We start from the raw sequence: 16,647 nt of genomic DNA on the forward strand, positions 1-16,647 counted from the left end.
CCGGATCCCGATCGGAGAATCGACGATGACGTACGCGCGTCGCATCGCAGGCAAACTGGGTGCGCTCCTCCTGACGCTCTTTCTCGCGTCCCTCCTCGTGTTCTTCTCGCGGTTCCTCGTGCCGGGCGATCCGGTGCGGTTCCTGCTGCGCGGGCGCAAGCCCAGCCCGGAAGCGATCGCCGCGGTCACCGAGCAGTACGGGCTCGACCTGCACCCGGTGCAGCAGTACCTCAACTGGCTGTTCGGGATCTTCCGCGGCGACTTCGGCCGCTCGCTGCAGTTCCGCCAGGACGTCGCGACGGTGATCGGCGACCGCCTGCCGGTGACGCTCGCGCTCGTCGTGATGGCCGGGCTCATGATCGCGCTGCTCGGGATCACCGCCGGGGTCGTCGCCGCCCTCAACCGCGGCAAGGTGGCGGACCGGGCGACGCTGATCCTCCTCACCGTGCTCGGCGCGATCCCCTCATTCGTCGGCTCGATCGTGCTCATCTCCGTGTTCGCGGTGACGCTCGGCTGGTTTCCGACGTTCGGCTCCGGGACCGGGTTCTGGGACACGGTGACCCACCTGTTCCTGCCGGCGCTCGCGCTCGCGCTCTCCTTCGTGGTGCTGATCGGCAAGGTGACGCGTTCCTCGATGGTGGAGCAGATCGGGCGCGAGCACGTCGAGGTCGCGCTGAGCCGCGGGATCGCACGCGGGTCGGTGATCCGCCGGCACGTGTTCCGCAACTCGATCGGGCCCATCGTCACGGTGAGCGGCCTGCTCATCGCCGGGCTCCTCGTCGCGAGCACGATCGTCGAGTCCGCCTTCGGGATCTCGGGGCTCGGATCGCTGCTCGTGCAGTCCGTCGACCGCCTGGACTTCCCGGTCGTGCAGATGATCGTGCTGCTCGTCGTCGCCGCGTTCGTCGTGGTGAACGCCGTGGTCGACCTGCTCGAACCCCTCATTGACCCCCGTGCCGCCGCAGGAGCTGATGCGCGATGACGATCCCCAACCCCACCACAGCGGTGCGCGTCATGCGCGCCCCGCGCGTGCGCCGCGCGAGCTGGCTGTTCACGGCAAGCGTGGTCGTGCTCGGCGCGGTGACGCTCGCCGCGGCCCTCGCCCCGCTCGTCGCCCCGTACGACCCCGACGCGGTCGACTTCATGGCCTTCCACGGCGGCCCGTCCGCCGCGCACTGGCTCGGCACCGACAGCCTCGGCCGCGACATCCTCAGCCGCATGATCTGGGGCGCGCGCACCGCGCTCCTCGGCCCCCTGCTCGTCGTGGTGTTCTCCACGGTCGTCGGGATCCTGCTCGGCCTGCTCGCCGCGTGGCGCGGCGGCTGGGTGGACGCAGTGCTCGGGCGCATCTTCGACCTGATCTTCGCGTTCCCCGCACTGCTGATCGGGATCATGGCCGTGGCGCTCTTCGGCAAGGGGCTCGTCGCCCCGGTCATCGCCATGAGCCTGGCCTACGCGCCGTTCGTCGCGCGCCTCACCCGCTCGCTCATCGCGGCCGAACGCACACGACCCTACGTCGCCGCGTACCGCGTGCAGGGCTTCAGCGGATCCTGGATCGCGCTGCGGCGTGTGCTGCCCAACGTGATCCCGATCGTGGGGGCGCAGTCCACACTCAACTTCGGCTACGTGCTCGCGGAGCTGGCCGGGCTCTCCTTCCTCGGGCTCGGCGTGCAGGCGCCGACCGCCGACTGGGGCGCCATGATCAACGAGGCGCAGGCCGGGATCGCGAGCGGGCACTTCCTGCCCGCCGTGGTGCCAGCCATCGCGGTCGTGATCGTCGTGGTCGCCGTCAACATCATCGGCGAGGAACTCTCGGAACGCATCGGAGGGGGTGTGTCGGCATGACACTACTCAGCATCGAAGACCTGACCATCGACCTGCCAGGCGGCAGGCGCCTGCTCGACGGGATCACGATCCGGGTCGAGGCGGGGGAGACTGTCGGCCTCGTCGGCGAGTCCGGATCCGGAAAGTCGCTCACCGCGCGCGCGGTGCTCGGGCTGCTGCCCGGAGGTGCGGTGACCGGCGGCAGCGTGCGCTGCGACGGCCGCGAGGCGCTCGGCGCGCCGCCGCGCGAACTACGTGCGGTGCGCCGCGAGAGCGCGGCGATGATCTTCCAGGATCCGCGCGCAGGGATCAACCCAATGCGCACGATCGGCGATCACATGACCGAGTCGTTGCGGCTGTGCCGCGGGGTGGGGGCCGGCGCGGCGCGCGCGGCGGCGCTCGAACTGCTGGGCGCCGTGCGACTGCCGCGCCCAGCCGACCACCTCGGGCAGTACCCGCACGAGTTCTCCGGCGGCATGCTGCAGCGCGTCATGATCGCGGGCGCGCTGACGAGCGAGCCGAAGCTCCTCATCTGCGACGAGCCGACCACCGCGCTCGACGTCACTACGCAGGCCGAGATCATCCAGGTGCTGCAGGAGCAGCGCGCCGCGCGCGGCATGGGCATGCTGTTCATCACGCACGATCTGAACCTCGCCGCGTCGATCTGCGACCGCGTATACGTGATGAGTGGCGGCCGCGTGGTCGAGCAGGGCGGTGCGCGGGCAATCTTCACCGCGCCGAGCGCCGACTACACGAAGCACCTCATCGCGGCGACGCCGAGCGTGGCGGTGGCGTCGGCTGCGGCGGGGGCACCGGTGGCGCCGGCTGAGGTGGTCGCGCCGGCTGAGGTGATCGCGCCGGTGGCGCCGGGCGTGGCTGCGGAGTCCGGAGCGCCGCGGGCCTCGGAACCCCCGCTCGTGCTCGTCGAGGGGCTGTCAAAGACGTACCACCCGCGCGGTCGCGCCGCCGTGACCGCGGTGCGCGGTGCGTCGCTCGCGATCCCGCGCGGCGGCTCGCTCGGCGTGGTCGGCGAGTCCGGCTCGGGCAAATCGACCCTCGCGCGCATGATCATCGGCTTGGAGCAGGCGGACGCTGGCGTGCTGCGCATCGGCGGCGCGGAGCGGACGGCGGTGCCGCGCGGCCGGCGCGAGCGCCTCGCGCGTGCACGCAGCGCGCAGATGGTGTTCCAGGATCCCTATCTGTCGCTCGATCCGCGGATCCCCGTTGGCCGGGCGATCGAGGACGCGCTCCGACTGCACACGCCGCTGCGCGGCGGGGAGGCTGCGCGGCGCGCGGTGGAACTGCTTGCGGAGGTCGGGCTGCCGGCCGAGCACGCGCAGGCGCTGCCGCGCACCCTCTCGGGTGGGCAACGGCAGCGCGTCGCGATTGCGCGCGCGATCGCGATTGAGCCGGAGCTGCTCGTGATGGATGAGGCGACGAGCGCGCTCGACGTCTCGGTGCAGGCGCAGGTGCTCGACCTCCTCGCCCGGGTGCGCGCGGAGCAGGGGCTGACGATCCTGTTTATCAGTCACGACCTTGGCGTGGTCCGGCGAGTGTGCGACGAGACGCTCGTGATGCGCCAGGGCGAGATCGTGGAGAGCGGCCCGACGGAGGCGCTGCTCGGTGCGCCGCAGCACGAGTACACCCGGATGCTGATCGACTCGGTTCCGCGCCCGGCCTGGGCGTGAGCCCGCCGCCCGCGCCCCTCATGCACCCTCAAACGCCCTCACACACGGAGAAATCTGATATTTCGGAGGCCTTTTGCATGCAGGCTCCGAGATACGAGATTTCTCCGTGTGGGAGTGCGGGGTTGCGGGGCGGTGCCCGGGCCCGCCGGCCCGCGGGCGGGGAATTGCAGCGAGAAAGCTCCGCTTTGCGCGCGCAAAGCGGAGCTTTCTCTCACTCAGATGCCGGCGCCGGGGTGAGGGGTCAGCCTGGCCGAGGGCCCAGCCGGGCCGAAGCTAGTGGGTCGGGGGCGTCAGGCCGTTCACGCGCTGGATCTCGCGCTGGTACTCGGCGACCACGCTCCGCGAGACGCGGCAGTCGAGCAGGATCGTGCCCGTCGCGCCGGCCGCCGTCCACTCCGCGAGCGCGTCGAGGTCCGAGAGCGACGCGACGCGCACCCCCTGCGCGCCGAGCGCCGAGCCGAGCGCGGCGAAGTCCACGTCCGGGATGAGCATCGGTGCCTCGTCGAGCCCCATCACGCCGTAGAGGTGTACCTCAGCGCCGTACGCGCCGTCGTTCCACACCACGATCACGCCGCTCTTCGCGGTGCGGATCGCCGTCTCAAGGTCGGCGAGCGCCATGAGGCCGCCGCCGTCGCCCGTGCTGAGCACCGTGGTGCTCTCCGGCGCGGCGGCCGCGACTCCGGCGACTGTGGAGAAGCCGAGGCCGATGGTCTGGTAGGCCGTGCCCACCATGACCATGCGCTCCGGCGAGGCGACCGGCCAGTACATGTTCGCCCAGCCGAGGAAGTGCCCGCCGTCGGTGGTGACGTGGCGGTCGGCTGGCAGCAGCTCGCCGATGCGTGCGGCGACGGCGCGCGGGTCGAGCCGCCCGTCCGCGCAGATCCCGTCGGGATGCTCCTCGAGCCCGGTGCCGCGCACGCGGAGCGCCCCGCCAGCCTCGAGGCCGGCGACGCGCTCCCGCCAGCCGCCAGCGCGTCCGCTCGCGTCCTCGAGCGCGCCGAGCAGCGTCGTGAGCGTCGCCTTCGCATCGCCCTGGAGGAGGAGGTGCGTGATCGGCTGGTTCGTCTTCGGCGCAGCTACCTGCTCCGCGTCGATGCGGATCACGGTGGTGCCGGCGCCGAAGAGGTCGCCGAAGCGCATGGTGAACTGGTTGAGTGCGGCGCCGACCACGAGCACGACGTCGGCCTGCGCGACGACCTCCATCGCCGGGATCTGGCCGAAGCCCCCGGTGACGCCGAGGTCGAACTCGGCTGCCGGGAAGATTCCGCGCGCGAGCGCGGTGGTCGAGGTGAGCGCGCCGAGGAGGTCGGCAACGCGGCCGAGCTCGGCGCCGGCGCCTGCGACGTGCGCGCCGCGGCCGGCGAGCACGAGGGGCCGCTCGGCCTCGAGCAGCGCGCGCGCTGCCGCCTCGAGCTGGTGGCCAGCGAGCGCCGCGATCGGCCCGCCGTCGGAGGCAACGGGTGCCGGGGCCGGAACGGCGGTGCCGGCAACGGACGCGGTGAGCGCGGCAAGCACCGCGGGATCATTCAAGTCGATCGCGCCCGGCGCGCCCGACGCTGTCGTCGCCTCGGCGTCCCGGCTCGGGGTGGCGGCTGCGGGGGCCGCGACCTCCGCGGTGACGAGGTCGTAGGGGATCGCGAGCACCACGGGGCGGCGGAAGCGCATGGCGTAGGACACCGCGCGGTCGACCGTGCGGTCGATGTTCGTGACCGTGAGCATGTGCGTGCGCACGCCGAGTGCCGCCGCGAGCATCTCCTGGTCGACGTCCCAGGGGCGCGGGCCCGAGCTCGGGGCGTCGCCCACCACGACGAGCATGGGGATCCTGGCCTGCGCGGCCTCAGCGAGCGCCGTGAGCGTGTTCGTGAATCCGGCGCCGTAGGTGGTGGTGGCGATCGCGAGCTTGCCGCTCACGCGCGCATAGGCGTCGGCGGCGGCGACGGTGCCGGCCTCGTGGCGCACCGCGGTGTAGGGGACACCCGCGTCGGCGAGGCATTCGATGAGGTGCGCGTTGCCGTTGCCCATCAGGCCGAAGCTGCGATCGGCGTGGCGAGCGAGCGCGGCGGCGAGGGTGCGGGTAAGCGTTGACGAAGTGGACATCACAGCATCCTTCAATGAAGAGAATTGAATAGGTGGGAACCGTGTATGTCTCGCGGAGCAGCGATGCTCTGCAGCAGCGCCCCTTTTTCGCGCGCCTTAGCCGGCCGGGTCTGGTGAGTCTCGACCGGGCTGGACAGATCTATCTTAGTGTGCTGCGCGGACGCTACCGGTAGTTCTGTGTGATCCGGTCCGCGGTCTCCTGGAGAGCGGCGACCACCTCGTCGACCGCCTCCGGCAGGTTGAAGTGCACGACCGCGAGGGCAGCGGGCGGCTCGCCCTCGATGCGCAGCGGCACGGCGATGGCGGTGACGCCGTCGATGACCTCGTTGCGGCTGATCGCGTAGCCGGCGCGGCGCGCCTCGCGGGCCGCCTCGCTCGGCTCGGTCGTGCCAAACGCAGTGCTCAGCTCCGCCGGGGTGAGGATCGACTCGATCGCGTGCCCGGGTGCGCCGCGATCCACGGGGTGCCGCACGCCGGGGTTGCGCGCGATCGTCGCGGACACGTTGGAGGGTTCGACGGACACGAGCGTGACCACCTCGTCGCCGTCGAGCACGGTGACGAACACCGTCATGCCGAGCGCGTACGCGAGCTCGGAGACCTGCGGGGTTGCCGCGGTGTGCAGCACGGGGGCGACGCCGCGGGCGAGCACGGTGAGCTTGGGTCCGAGGCGGATCCTGCCGGCGGCGTCCCGCGCAACGAAGCGGTGCTGCTCGAGGGTGCGGAGGATCCGGTACGCGTTCGAGCGATGCACGCCGAGGCCCTCGGCGAGTTCGGTGATCGTCATGGGGGAGTCCGCGTCGGCGAGGATCTCGAGTGCGCGCAGGCCGCGCGAGAGTGTTTGGGAGCCGGCCGCGGGTGCGCCGGTCTCTCGGGGGGTCGTCATGCCTCCATTCTGGCCTGATACTTGTGGCGAGGGATGTTGTGTGTTCGCGCGCCGCGGTTTATCCTAGTTGTGCGATATTCAAACTTCGTGTTCACATAGTGAACGCGGCCGGGAAAGGGCCCGGCAAGTGAGGAGAAACAGTGCAGTTCCACCACCACGGATATGTCTCCACGGACCCTCGGGTCCAGCCAGCCGCTGGCGTCGGGCTTGATCGACCGAGCGAGCTGCCAGACGAGATCGACGTGCTGATTGTCGGCTCCGGGCCGGCCGGCATCGTGGCCGCTGCGCAGCTCGCGCAGTTCCCCAACGTTGTCACGCGAGTGGTCGAGCGGAGAGACGGCCGTCTCGTGCTCGGGCAGGCGGACGGTATTCAGGCGCGCAGCGTCGAGACGTTCCAGGCCTTCGGATTTGCGAATTCGATCATCGACGAGGCGTATCAGATCACCGAGACCTCGTTCTGGTCGGCCGACCCGAAGGAGCCGAGCCACATCACCCGCACCGGGTTCACCGACGACGATCCGAACGGGATCAGCGAGTTCCCGCACCTCATCGTGAACCAGGCCCGCGTCATCGACTACTTCGCCGAGTACGCGCGCCGGGCGCCGGCGCGCGGCGACGTCGACTACGGCTGGGAGTTCATGGATCTCGAGGTCGGTGAGGGGGAGTACCCCGTCGCCGTCACGCTGCGCGAGGTCACGGGGCAGAGCGGTGCCGGCATCAACGCCGAGGTCGCGGACAACGCGAGCATCGGGCCGACGCGCGTCGTGCACGCCAAGTACGTCATCGGTGCCGACGGTGCCCGCTCGCAGGTGCGCCGCTCGATCGGCGGCTCGCTGCAGGGCTCGACCTCGCTCCACGCGTGGGGCGTCATGGACGTGCTCGCGGTCACCGACTTCCCCGACTTCCGGAAGAAGTGCATCATCCACTCGGAGGCCGGTTCGATCCTGCACATCCCGCGCGAGGGCAACCATCTGGCACGCATCTATGTTGACCTCGGCGAGACCGACGAGAACGACGGCGGCAAGGTGCGAAACACCCCGCTCGAGGCGATCATCGCGCAGGCGAACGAGATCCTCAGCCCGTACACGCTCGACGTGCGCAACGTCCCCTGGCACAGCGTCTACGAGGTGGCGCACCGCCTCACGGACCGCTTCGACGACGCGGAGACCTCGCCGGATGGCAAGCAGCGCGTGTTCCTCATGGGCGACGCCTGCCACACGCACAGCGCGAAGGCCGGGCAGGGCATGAACGTGTCCATGCAGGACGGGTGGAACCTCGGCTGGAAGCTCGGCTACGTGCTCGAGGGCCTGAGCCCCGAGTCGCTGCTCCAGACCTACTCGGACGAGCGCCGCGTCACCGCGAAGAACCTGATCGACTTCGACCGCGAGTGGTCGACGCTCATGGCGAAGAAGCCCGAGGAATTCGCGTCGCCGAAGGAGCTCGAGGACTTCTACGTGCAGACCGCCGAGTTCCCGGCCGGCTTCATGACGGAGTACACCGAGTCGATGCTCACGGGCGGCGCGGAGCATCAGGAGCTCGCGAGCGGGTTCCCGTTGGGCAAGCGCTTCAAATCGGTGAAGACGACACGCGTCGCTGATGCGGTCGAGGTGCACCTCGGCCACCACCACCGCGCTGACGGGCGGTTCCGCGTGTACGCGTTCGCTGACGCCGACGGGACGCAGCTCGCGAGCTGGGCCGACTGGATGCTCTCGAACACGGCCTCCCCGCTGCAGCGCTTCACCCCGCTCGGCGCCGACATCGACGCGCTGTTCGACGTGAAGGCGGTGTTCCAGCAGGAGCACCACGGCGTCGACATCGCGCAGGTCTCGAAGCTGTTCCTCCCGCTGTCCGGCCCGTTCCAGCTCGTTGACTACGAGAAGATCTACGCGGCCAAGCCCGGCGAGGACATCTTCGATCTGCGCGGGATCAGCCGAGACGGCGCCGTGGTCATCGTGCGCCCTGACCACTACGTGTCCGCGGTGCTGCCGCTCAGCGACCCGGCAGCCGTTGGGCGGTTCTTCGAGCCGGTGTTCCTCGCGCGCTAGTCGCGCGGCACGCAAGAGGGGCCCGGCTCACATGAGCCGGGCCCCTCTCAGCTGCGCGGGGCGTGCCCCGCGTGCGGCTTACTTCGCGGCGAAGCGGAAGAGCTTCTTGTTCGCGAACTCGAGCATGCCGACCTTGCCGAGCTCACGGCCGTAGCCGGACTTCTTGACGCCACCGAAGGGCACGTCAGCGCCCTCGAGGCCGGCGCCGCCGATGAAGACCATGCCGACGTCGAGCTGGTTGCCGACCTGCTCGGCGCGCTCCAGGTCGTCGCAGATCACGACGGAACCCAGGCCGTAGGGCGAGGAGTTCGCGAGGGCGATCGCCTCGGCGTCGCTCGACACCTTGTAGAGCTGCGCGACGGGGCCGAAGAGCTCCTGGCTGTACACGTCCATCGCCGGGGTGATGTTCGTGATCACCGACGGGGTGTAGTGGTTGCCCTCGGGCGTGTTGTTGCCAACGAGCACCTCGGCGCCCTGGTCGAGCGCGCCCTGCACCTGCGCGGTGAGCGTCTTCGTCGCAGCCTCGGAGGACATGGGACCGAAGTCGCCAGCCTCGTACGACTGGCCGGCGATTGCCGCCTTGAACTTCTCGGTGAACTCGTCGAAGTACTTGTCCATGACGACGATGCGCTTCGAACCGTTGCACGCCTGGCCGGTGTTCTCCATGCGGCCGCCGACGGCGTGCTCGACCGCGTGGTCGAGATCGTCGGTGTCGAGCACGAGGAAGACGTCGGAGCCGCCCAGCTCGAGCACGCACTTCTTCAGTGCGCGGCCGGCCTGCTCGGCAACGATCGCGCCTGCGCGCTCCGAGCCGGTGAGCGACACGCCCTGGATGCGGTCGTCAGCGATGATGTCGGAGATCTGCTCGTGCGTCGCGAAGACGTTGACGTACGCGCCCTTCGGGAAGCCAGCGTCGAGGAACAGCTGCTCGAGCGCGAGCGCCGACTCGGGGCACTGCGCAGCGTGCTTCAGCACGATCGTGTTGCCGAGGATCAGGTTCGGCACCGCGAAGCGCGCGACCTGGTAGTAGGGGTAGTTCCACGGCATGATGCCGAGGATGACGCCGGTGCCCTGGAAGCGGAAGAACGTCTTCAGGCCGTCCTCGACCTCGAGCTCCTCATCCGCGAGCCACTTCTCGGCGTTGTCCGCGAACGCCGCGGTGATCGCGCCGGAGAACTCGGCCTCGCCGACGGACTGCTCGAGGGGCTTGCCCATCTCGCGGTTGATGATCGCGCCGAGCTCATCCTTGCGCTCGTCGAAGAGTTCAGCTGCACGCTTGGCGAGCGCGGCACGCTCGGCGACGGTGGTGGTGCGTGCCCACTCCGTGTACGCCTGCTGGGCCGCGGCCAGCGAGGCCTCGATCTCCTCCGCGGTCGCGTCGGGGTACTCGGCGATGGTCTCGCCCGTAGCCGGGTTAATTACGGCGAACGTGCCCATAAATGACTCACTCCTTAGTGACTTCGTCGGGGATAGTGACAACTCTTAGTCTCCCACACCGGGGTGCCGGGCACTAGCTCGGCACGCATCGAGTTCGCGCGGGTCCAGCGGGTCTCTGGTGCCGATTTCGACACCGTATGGCGCGTTTCACCGCGGAATTCGTTGATTTCGTGCGCCCGAGTGCCGGGAAGCTGGGAGGCTGCCGCGGCCGGAGCTGGCTGCTGTGCAGCGGCTGAATCCCGGTGTGGCGTGCGCGGCGGCGAGAATGGTGCAGAATGTCAGTGAGCATGACAGTGACATTGAATCATGTGCCTGACGTAACGAAGCGCCTGGCGACGCCGCCAGAATCGAGAGAAGTACTGCAATGACGAAGCACACCCTGGATAACGCGACCGAGACCGGTCACATCCACGTCGGTAAAGGGCTCAACGAGGGCGCGCTCGGCGTCGTCGGCTCGACCATGATCGGCCTCGCGTCGACCGCCCCGCTCTACTCGCTCGCCGCGACCCTCGGCTACGTGATCGTCGCGGTCGGCGCGCAGGCGCCGCTCGTCTTCATCGTCGCGTGCATCCCGATGGTGTTCGCGGCGTTCGCGTACCAGGAGCTCAACCGCGAGATCCCCGACTGCGGCACCACGTTCGTCTGGGGCACCAAGGCCTTCGGCCCGGTCACCGGCTGGATCGGCGGGTGGGCGGTCGCGGTCGCGTCGATCATGGTGCTCGCGAACGTCGGCGAGATCACCGGGCAGTACTTCTGGCTGCTGCTCGGCAACGAGGAGTTCGCGGCGAACCGCGGCATCGTGATCGCGACCTCCGTCGTGTTCATGGCGCTCATGACCTTCATCAGCACGATCGGCGTGCAGATCGGTGAGCGCCTGCAGATGGTGCTCGTCGGCGTGCAGATCGTGGCGATGGTGCTGTTCGGCGTGCTCGCGCTCATGAACGCCGGCGCGGGAACCAACGCGGGATCGGTCGCGTTCGACTGGAACTGGTTCAACCCGGCCGAGCTCACCTCGTGGTCGGGCTTCATGCAGGCGGTGCTCCTCGCGCTCTTCATCTACTGGGGCTGGGACACGTGCCTCGCGCTCAACGAGGAGACGAAGAACCCGCGCAAGACCCCCGGCCGTGCCGCGCTCTCCAGCATCGTGGTCCTCATCGTCCTGTACGTCGGGGTGTCGGTCGCCGTCATGATGTTCGCCGGCTTCGGCGACACCGGCTTCGGTCTCACCAACGAGGCGAACCTCGACGACGTGTTTACGGTGCTCGGAGGCGCGCTGTTCGGGCCGTGGGGCTGGTTCCTGATCCTCGGCGTGCTGCTCTCCGCGGCCTCCTCGACGCAGACGACGATCCTCCCGACCGCGCGCGGCACCCTATCGATGGCCGTGTACCGCGCGCTCCCCGCGAAGTTCGCCGAGCTGCACCCCACGTTCAAGACCCCGTGGTTCTCCACCACCGTGATGGGGATCGCGGCGATCGTGTACTACGTTGGCATGTCGCTCCTCTCCGAGGACATGCTCGCCGACTCGCTCACCTCGATGGGCCTCGCGGTCGCCCTCTACTACGCGATCACCTCGTTCGCCTGCGTCTGGTACTTCCGCGACACCCTGCGCGACAGCGCACGCAACCTCTGGATGCGCGGCATCCTCCCCGGCCTCGGCGGCCTCATGCTCGGCTACGCCTTCGTGCAGTCGGCGATCGACATGATCGCGAAGGACTACGGCGAGACCGTGCTCCTCGGCGTCGGCGGCGCGTTCGTGATCGGCGTCGGTGCGATCCTCATCGGCTTCGTGTTCATGGGGATCTGGTGGCTGCGCCCCAGCTCCAAGCCGTTCTTCCGCGGCGAGAGCCTGAACCGCGACACCGCGGTGCTCGTCCCCGACGAGTAGGCCGGCGGCGCACCCCGGAGCCCGTGTCTCTCGATCGGGATCCGGGATCCCGATCGAATCCCCACCCCGAACCGTTCCAGCCGCAGGAGGGCACCATGTCAGCCACCACCGCCAGCCGTTTCGACACGATCGTTGTGGGAGCGGGGGTGTCCGGGCTCGCCGCGGCGCGGCTGCTCGCGCGCGCCGGCCAGCGGGTCGTCGTGCTCGAGGCGCGCGATCGGATCGGCGGTCGCCTCCACACGGAGCGCGTCGGCGGCAGGATCACCGACCTCGGGGCGTCGTGGATCCACGGCATCGACGACAGCGCGGTGCACGAACTCACGCGGGCATTCGGGATGCCGGATATCGAGTTCACGATGGGCAGTTTCCAGGCGGGCGGGCGGCCCATCGCGTACTACGGGCCGGCCGGCGAGCGGCTGAGCGCTGCCGCGGCCGACGCGTTCATCGCCGACGTCGCCGCGTTCGATGAGCGGTTGGCGCACACGATCGCGGGGATCGCGCCAGGCGCGTCCTACGCCGATGCGGTTGCGGCGACGCTCGCGGGTCTCGACTGGGATCCGGATCGCGGCGAGCGCGTGCGCGAGTTCCTGCAGCACCGCACCGAGGAGCAGTACGGCGCGTGGATCGCGGATCTCGACGCGCACGGGCTCGACGACGACGCGGTGGACGGCGACGAGGTGGTGTTCCCGCGCGGCTACGACCAGCTGGCGGTCGGGCTCGCCGACGGGCTCGACGTGCGGCTCGGCACGGTGGTGACGGGGATCGAGTGGGGCGCGGACGGTGTCGTGGTCGCCGCTGGCGAGGCTCGCTTCGCCGCGGCGCAGGCGGTGCTCACGGTGCCGGTCGGCGTGCTGCAGTCGGGGGAGCTTGCGCTCACCCCGCCGCTGCCGGAGCCGAACGCGTCGGCGCTCGCCGGCCTCACCATGAACGCGTTCGAGAAGGTGTTCCTGCGGTTCCCCGAGCGGTTCTGGGACGAGGGCGTGTACGCGATTCGCCGGCAGGGCCCGGCCGGCGACTGGTGGCACTCCTGGTACGACGTGACCGCGCTGAGCGGGGAGCCGACGCTCCTCACGTTCGCGGCCGGCCCGTGCGCACGCGCGATCCGTGAGTGGGACGACGCGCGCGTCGTCGGCTCGGTGCTCGACGCGCTCCGTGAGATCTACGGCCCCGACGTGCCTGCCCCCGTGCACGCGCACCTCACGCACTGGCAGGACGACGCGTTCTCGCGCGGGTCGTACGCGTACCTGACGGTGGGCGCCGAGCCGGCCGATCACACGCGCCTCGCCGAGCCGATCGGTGGCGTGCTGCACATCGCGGGGGAGACCACGTGGGAGGAGGACCCGGCGACGGTCACCGCGGCGCTCCTGTCCGGTCACCGCGCCGCCGAGCGGGTGCTCGGCACTGCGATCCCGCGCGCGGATCTCAGCGCGGCGCTATAGGGCGCGCTCGTCGGGGTGCTCCTGGGCCGCCGGCTGCGCTGGCGCCTCGATGCGCTCCCGCCGTCCCCGGCGGCGCACCGCGCGCACGATGAGCAGCACCGCGGCGGTGATCACGCCGGCGATCGCCGCCCACGGGAGCAGGATGCCGAGCACCACGAGGCCACCCGACGCGGCGGCGCCGATCGAGCGGAAGCCGGCGAGCACCCCGTCCCAGAAGCTCGTCGGCCCGCCGGGGAGCGCCGATGGGCTGTTCAGCGACACCCAGATCGTCGACTCATCCACCTGCGCGTTCAGCCACTTCAGCTGCGCGCTCAGGCCATCGAGCTCCTGCTGGCGTGACGCGAGCGCGGACTCAGCCTCGAGCAGCTCGCTCGTGGTGCTCGCGTCAGCCATGAGCTTCGTCAGCCGCTCGATGGACTGCTGCAGCGCGGCAACGCGCGCCGTGAGGTCGACGTGCTCGGTGGTGACGTCCGTTGCGGTGACCGAGCGGGTGGTCACCTCGCCGAGGGCGCTGAGCTCGTCGAGGGTCGCGTCGAGGCGGTCGGCCGGCACGCGAATCGTGAGCGTGCTGCTCGCGGGGAGCGTGCCGACGGCGCCCTGATCGGAGCGCGACTCGACCCGCCCGCCCGCGGCGTCCGCCGTGGCGACAACGCGGTCGGCGGTCGCGTCGACGTCGCTGACGTTGAGCGAAAGGTCGGCGCTGCGCGTGATCGAGCGCTGCTCGCCGGGCGACACCTCGGCGCGGGCGCCCGCGGCGTCCGAGCTGAGTTCGCCCGGTGCCGCCCCGCCGTCGAGGGTCGCGCCGTCGAGAGCCTCCGGCGTGAGCAGTTCCTGGCCGGGTGCCCCGGTGTCGCTCGCGCCGCCCGCGCCGCCGGGGAGCGCGGCGCACGCGCTCAGCGGGGCGAGCAGGAGGCCAGCTGCGGCGAGCAGGGCGAGGGAGCGACGGCGCATCATGCAGCCCACCCTAGTGCGGGCCTCGCGCGGCAACGCCGACAGTCAGCTGTGAAACGCCGCATCCCGCTGCCACGAGCTGAACGCGATCGCGAGCAGCGCCGCGTCGCTCGGCCGGGCGAGGGACAGCCCGGTCAGCTCCTCGATCTGCGCGAGCCGCGCGCGCACCGTGTTGCGGTGCCGGTAGGCCGCGCGACTCACCTCGGTGATCGTGCCGTTCGTTGCGAGGAACGCCGCGATGATGCGGGTGAGCTCCTCGCGCACGTGGTCGCTGAGCTCCGCGAAGCCGGCGAACACCCGCTCGGCGAGCGCGCCGGTGATCTCGGTCTCCGCCGAGGTGATCGCGTCCAGCCAATGCTCGCGCAGGCGGCGCACCCCCGGCTCCCGCGCGCCGGCGACGAGCTGTCGCGCGCCGAGGAGGGCGCGCGCGAGCGCGGCCGGTGAGGCGACGTCTGCGACCGCGGAGCGGTGCGCCTCGAGCTCGGCGAGGTGCTCGACGCAGTCGCGCGCCTCCGCGCCCGGTGCCTGCTGGAGCAGGCCGATCAGGTGCTGCTGCTGCCACCCGAAGTAGCTGCGCACGCCGTGCCGTGACAGGCGGCTCTGCACCACGGAGATCGCGGAGTAGTCGCCCTCGCGCAGATCCGATACGAGCACGATGAGCGGCCGCCGCACGTCGAAGGCGAGCGCGGTGAGCTGTGCCGCGACGCCGGCGGTGTGGCGGCTCGCGCTGAGGTCGAGGAGGCGCTGAAACGCCGCGGTCCGCGCCTCCGTGTTGTGCTGGCGCAGCCGCTCGGCCGCGCTGCGATACGCCTCCGTCATCTCGTTGATGTTCGCCTCGACCGCCTCCCAGATGCCGAGGAGCCCCGCGAGGTAGTCGGCGTCGGTGTCGAGCCCGGCGCTGCGCGCATCGTCGAGGAACGCCTCCCAGAGCAGCTGCAGGTCGATGCGGAACGAGCGGGACACCGCGAGCAGGTCGACCTGCTGCGCCGCGCGCAGCTGGCCCGTCTCGGTGGCGGCGTGCGCGATCTCGGGCGGCGGCGTGTCGCCGGCGATGCGCACGAGTGTGAGCGATAGGTTCTTGGTCATCTGCTCGGCGAGGGTGTCCGCGCCGAGCGAGCGATAGCTCGGCTCCACCTCGATGAGCCGCTCGGTCGAGAGGGCGACAAGCCGGTCGAGGTCCTCTGCGAGCAGGCGGCGCGCGGTCGCGGAGACCTGCGAGTGACGCGGCGATGAGTGCATGCTGCACACTTTATGCCAGGAAGTGGGGGCGGCGGGGGTCTGGTCCTGTGCGTCGCTCGATGGTCTGATAGTCACGAAGCCGAGGATCGCGGTCGCGACACCGGACGAGTGACGCACGCGAAGGAGCCGCAATGGGAGCACCGGTGACACGCGCCGGCGGGCTGAGCGAGGCCCAGCTGACGGAGCTCGGCGGGCTCCTCGCCACGCACTACGGGGTGCGCGGCGCGCGCTTCACGCGGCTCGGCGGTGAGCTCGACCTGAACTACCGGGTGACCGACGATGCCGGCGCGCACACGTTTCTGCGCGCCTCGCCTGCGCCGCTCGATCACGCGGCGATCGCCTGGCAGGACGCGGTGCTGCGCGCGCTCGACGATCGGCCGCTCCCCGTTGCGAGCCCGCGGTTGCGTGCAACGGGCGCGGGCGAGGCGGGGCTGCCGGTCGTGCTCGGCGGCGAATGGTCGGGGCTGCTCCGCCTCACGAGCTGGATCGGTGGGCGGGAGGTGTCCGAGTTCGGCGCGGCCGACGCCGGGTACCGCAGGCAGCTGGGCGGGCTCGCCGCGGCGGTCGTCGACCGGCTCGCAGTCCTCAACGGCGCGGCAGCCGCGTCGCCCGGCCACCACTGGCTGGCCGAGCGCGCCGGCGATTCGATCCGCGCGACCGTCGCCGCGGTCACCGATCCCGGGCAGCGGGAGCTGATCGACCGCGCGTGCGCCGGGTTCGACGCAGTCGCGTCGCTGCTGCCCGAGCTGCCGCGCTCCGTCGTGCACCAGGATCTGCACGACTTCAACCTGCTCGCCGAGCGCACACGGGCCGGCGCGCTGCGCATCACCGGCGTGGTCGATTTCAATGACGCGGTGTTCACGGTGCGCGTCGCGGAGCTCGCGGTCGCGGCGGCGTACGCCGCGCTGCGGCAGGCGGATCCCGCTCGGGCGTTCCTCGAGGTGGTCGGCGGGTACCTGGAGCGCGCAACGCTCACGCCGGACGAGGTGGTGGCGCTCTTCCCGCTCGCGGTCGCGCGGCTCGCCGTGAACGCGAGCACCTGGACGGCGCGGAGCCGCGGCGAGAATGCCGCGTACGCGCGCGCACGCATGGCGGCGACCTGGCCCGCGCTCGCGGCGCTCGTGGCGGTGCCGGCGGGGGAGATGGCGGCGCGCGTCGC

The 16,647-nt window shown here is 70.9% G+C and carries 12 protein-coding genes; 7 read left to right on the forward strand and 5 right to left on the reverse strand.

All coding sequences use genetic code 11. The features are described from left to right. The first annotated feature begins 25 nt into the window (after window positions 1–25). The 3 genes from EGM46_RS11320 to EGM46_RS11330 are packed head-to-tail and all read left to right on the forward strand — an operon-like array spanning window position 26 to window position 3,512. Window positions 26–982, forward strand: a complete 957-nt coding sequence (locus tag EGM46_RS11320; RefSeq protein ID WP_125100255.1) for an ABC transporter permease — start codon at window positions 26–28, stop codon at window positions 980–982. Continuing rightward, window positions 979–1,845 (forward strand): ABC transporter permease, encoded by an 867-nt coding sequence (locus EGM46_RS11325; protein WP_125100256.1) that lies wholly within the window; start codon window positions 979–981, stop codon window positions 1,843–1,845. The genes EGM46_RS11320 and EGM46_RS11325 overlap by 4 nt, the downstream gene beginning before the upstream one ends. Then, window positions 1,842–3,512 (forward strand): dipeptide ABC transporter ATP-binding protein, encoded by a 1,671-nt coding sequence (locus EGM46_RS11330; protein ID WP_125100257.1) that lies wholly within the window; start codon window positions 1,842–1,844, stop codon window positions 3,510–3,512. Before EGM46_RS11325 ends, EGM46_RS11330 begins: the two co-directional genes overlap by 4 nt. A 273-nt stretch (window positions 3,513–3,785) precedes the next feature. On the opposite strand, the gene EGM46_RS11335 is transcribed toward EGM46_RS11330, so the two are convergent. Continuing rightward, on the reverse strand, window positions 3,786–5,609 hold the full coding sequence (locus EGM46_RS11335; RefSeq protein ID WP_125100258.1) for a thiamine pyrophosphate-binding protein: 1,824 nt from the start codon (window positions 5,607–5,609) through the stop codon (window positions 3,786–3,788). A 163-nt stretch (window positions 5,610–5,772) separates the two neighbouring features. Beyond that, window positions 5,773–6,492 carry an IclR family transcriptional regulator gene (locus EGM46_RS11340; protein WP_125100259.1) on the reverse strand — a complete coding sequence of 240 codons (720 nt, stop codon included), beginning with the start codon at window positions 6,490–6,492 and terminating at the stop codon, window positions 5,773–5,775. A 140-nt stretch (window positions 6,493–6,632) separates the two neighbouring features. Between EGM46_RS11340 and EGM46_RS11345 the strand changes: the two genes are divergently transcribed. Continuing rightward, complete coding sequence (locus EGM46_RS11345; RefSeq protein WP_125100260.1) at window positions 6,633–8,537, forward strand: FAD-dependent monooxygenase; 1,905 nt, start codon at window positions 6,633–6,635, stop codon at window positions 8,535–8,537. 78 nt (window positions 8,538–8,615) lie between these two features. On the opposite strand, the gene EGM46_RS11350 is transcribed toward EGM46_RS11345, so the two are convergent. Further along, window positions 8,616–9,974, reverse strand: a complete 1,359-nt coding sequence (locus EGM46_RS11350; RefSeq protein WP_125100261.1) for an NAD-dependent succinate-semialdehyde dehydrogenase — start codon at window positions 9,972–9,974, stop codon at window positions 8,616–8,618. 364 nt (window positions 9,975–10,338) lie between these two features. Between EGM46_RS11350 and EGM46_RS11355 the strand changes: the two genes are divergently transcribed. Further along, on the forward strand, window positions 10,339–11,859 hold the full coding sequence (locus EGM46_RS11355; protein ID WP_125100262.1) for an APC family permease: 1,521 nt from the start codon (window positions 10,339–10,341) through the stop codon (window positions 11,857–11,859). Window positions 11,860–11,954: 95 nt separating this feature from the next. Then, a complete protein-coding gene (locus EGM46_RS11360; RefSeq protein WP_125100263.1) occupies window positions 11,955–13,298 on the forward strand; it encodes a flavin monoamine oxidase family protein in 1,344 nt (447 codons plus the stop codon). On the opposite strand, the gene EGM46_RS11365 is transcribed toward EGM46_RS11360, so the two are convergent. Beyond that, complete coding sequence (locus EGM46_RS11365) at window positions 13,293–14,252, reverse strand: DUF4349 domain-containing protein (RefSeq protein WP_125100264.1); 960 nt, start codon at window positions 14,250–14,252, stop codon at window positions 13,293–13,295. The two genes, EGM46_RS11360 and EGM46_RS11365, sit on opposite strands and share 6 nt — an antisense overlap. 42 nt (window positions 14,253–14,294) lie before the next feature. Then, window positions 14,295–15,488, reverse strand: coding sequence for a helix-turn-helix domain-containing protein (locus EGM46_RS11370; protein WP_125100265.1), 1,194 nt, complete (start codon window positions 15,486–15,488; stop codon window positions 14,295–14,297). Between the two features lie 131 nt (window positions 15,489–15,619). Between EGM46_RS11370 and EGM46_RS11375 the strand changes: the two genes are divergently transcribed. Continuing rightward, a partial coding sequence (locus EGM46_RS11375; RefSeq protein WP_164512881.1) for a phosphotransferase occupies window positions 15,620–16,647 on the forward strand: 1,028 nt, incomplete at its 3' end.

This window comes from Leucobacter chromiireducens (genome assembly GCF_003917135.1).
Lineage (GTDB): Bacteria > Actinomycetota > Actinomycetes > Actinomycetales > Microbacteriaceae > Leucobacter > Leucobacter chromiireducens_A.

What these genes read in the sequence shown, in the direction of transcription:
- EGM46_RS11340 (WP_125100259.1), bottom strand. Translation starts at nt 6,492, where the DNA reads ATGACGACCCCCCGAGAGACCGGCGCACCCGCGGCCGGCTCCCAAACA.
- EGM46_RS11355 (WP_125100262.1), top strand. Translation starts at nt 10,339, where the DNA reads ATGACGAAGCACACCCTGGATAACGCGACCGAGACCGGTCACATCCAC.
- EGM46_RS11365 (WP_125100264.1), bottom strand. Translation starts at nt 14,252, where the DNA reads ATGATGCGCCGTCGCTCCCTCGCCCTGCTCGCCGCAGCTGGCCTCCTG.
- EGM46_RS11370 (WP_125100265.1), bottom strand. Translation starts at nt 15,488, where the DNA reads ATGCACTCATCGCCGCGTCACTCGCAGGTCTCCGCGACCGCGCGCCGC.
- EGM46_RS11360 (WP_125100263.1), top strand. Translation starts at nt 11,955, where the DNA reads ATGTCAGCCACCACCGCCAGCCGTTTCGACACGATCGTTGTGGGAGCG.
- EGM46_RS11335 (WP_125100258.1), bottom strand. Translation starts at nt 5,609, where the DNA reads ATGTCCACTTCGTCAACGCTTACCCGCACCCTCGCCGCCGCGCTCGCT.
- EGM46_RS11330 (WP_125100257.1), top strand. Translation starts at nt 1,842, where the DNA reads ATGACACTACTCAGCATCGAAGACCTGACCATCGACCTGCCAGGCGGC.
- EGM46_RS11350 (WP_125100261.1), bottom strand. Translation starts at nt 9,974, where the DNA reads ATGGGCACGTTCGCCGTAATTAACCCGGCTACGGGCGAGACCATCGCC.
- EGM46_RS11320 (WP_125100255.1), top strand. Translation starts at nt 26, where the DNA reads ATGACGTACGCGCGTCGCATCGCAGGCAAACTGGGTGCGCTCCTCCTG.
- EGM46_RS11325 (WP_125100256.1), top strand. Translation starts at nt 979, where the DNA reads ATGACGATCCCCAACCCCACCACAGCGGTGCGCGTCATGCGCGCCCCG.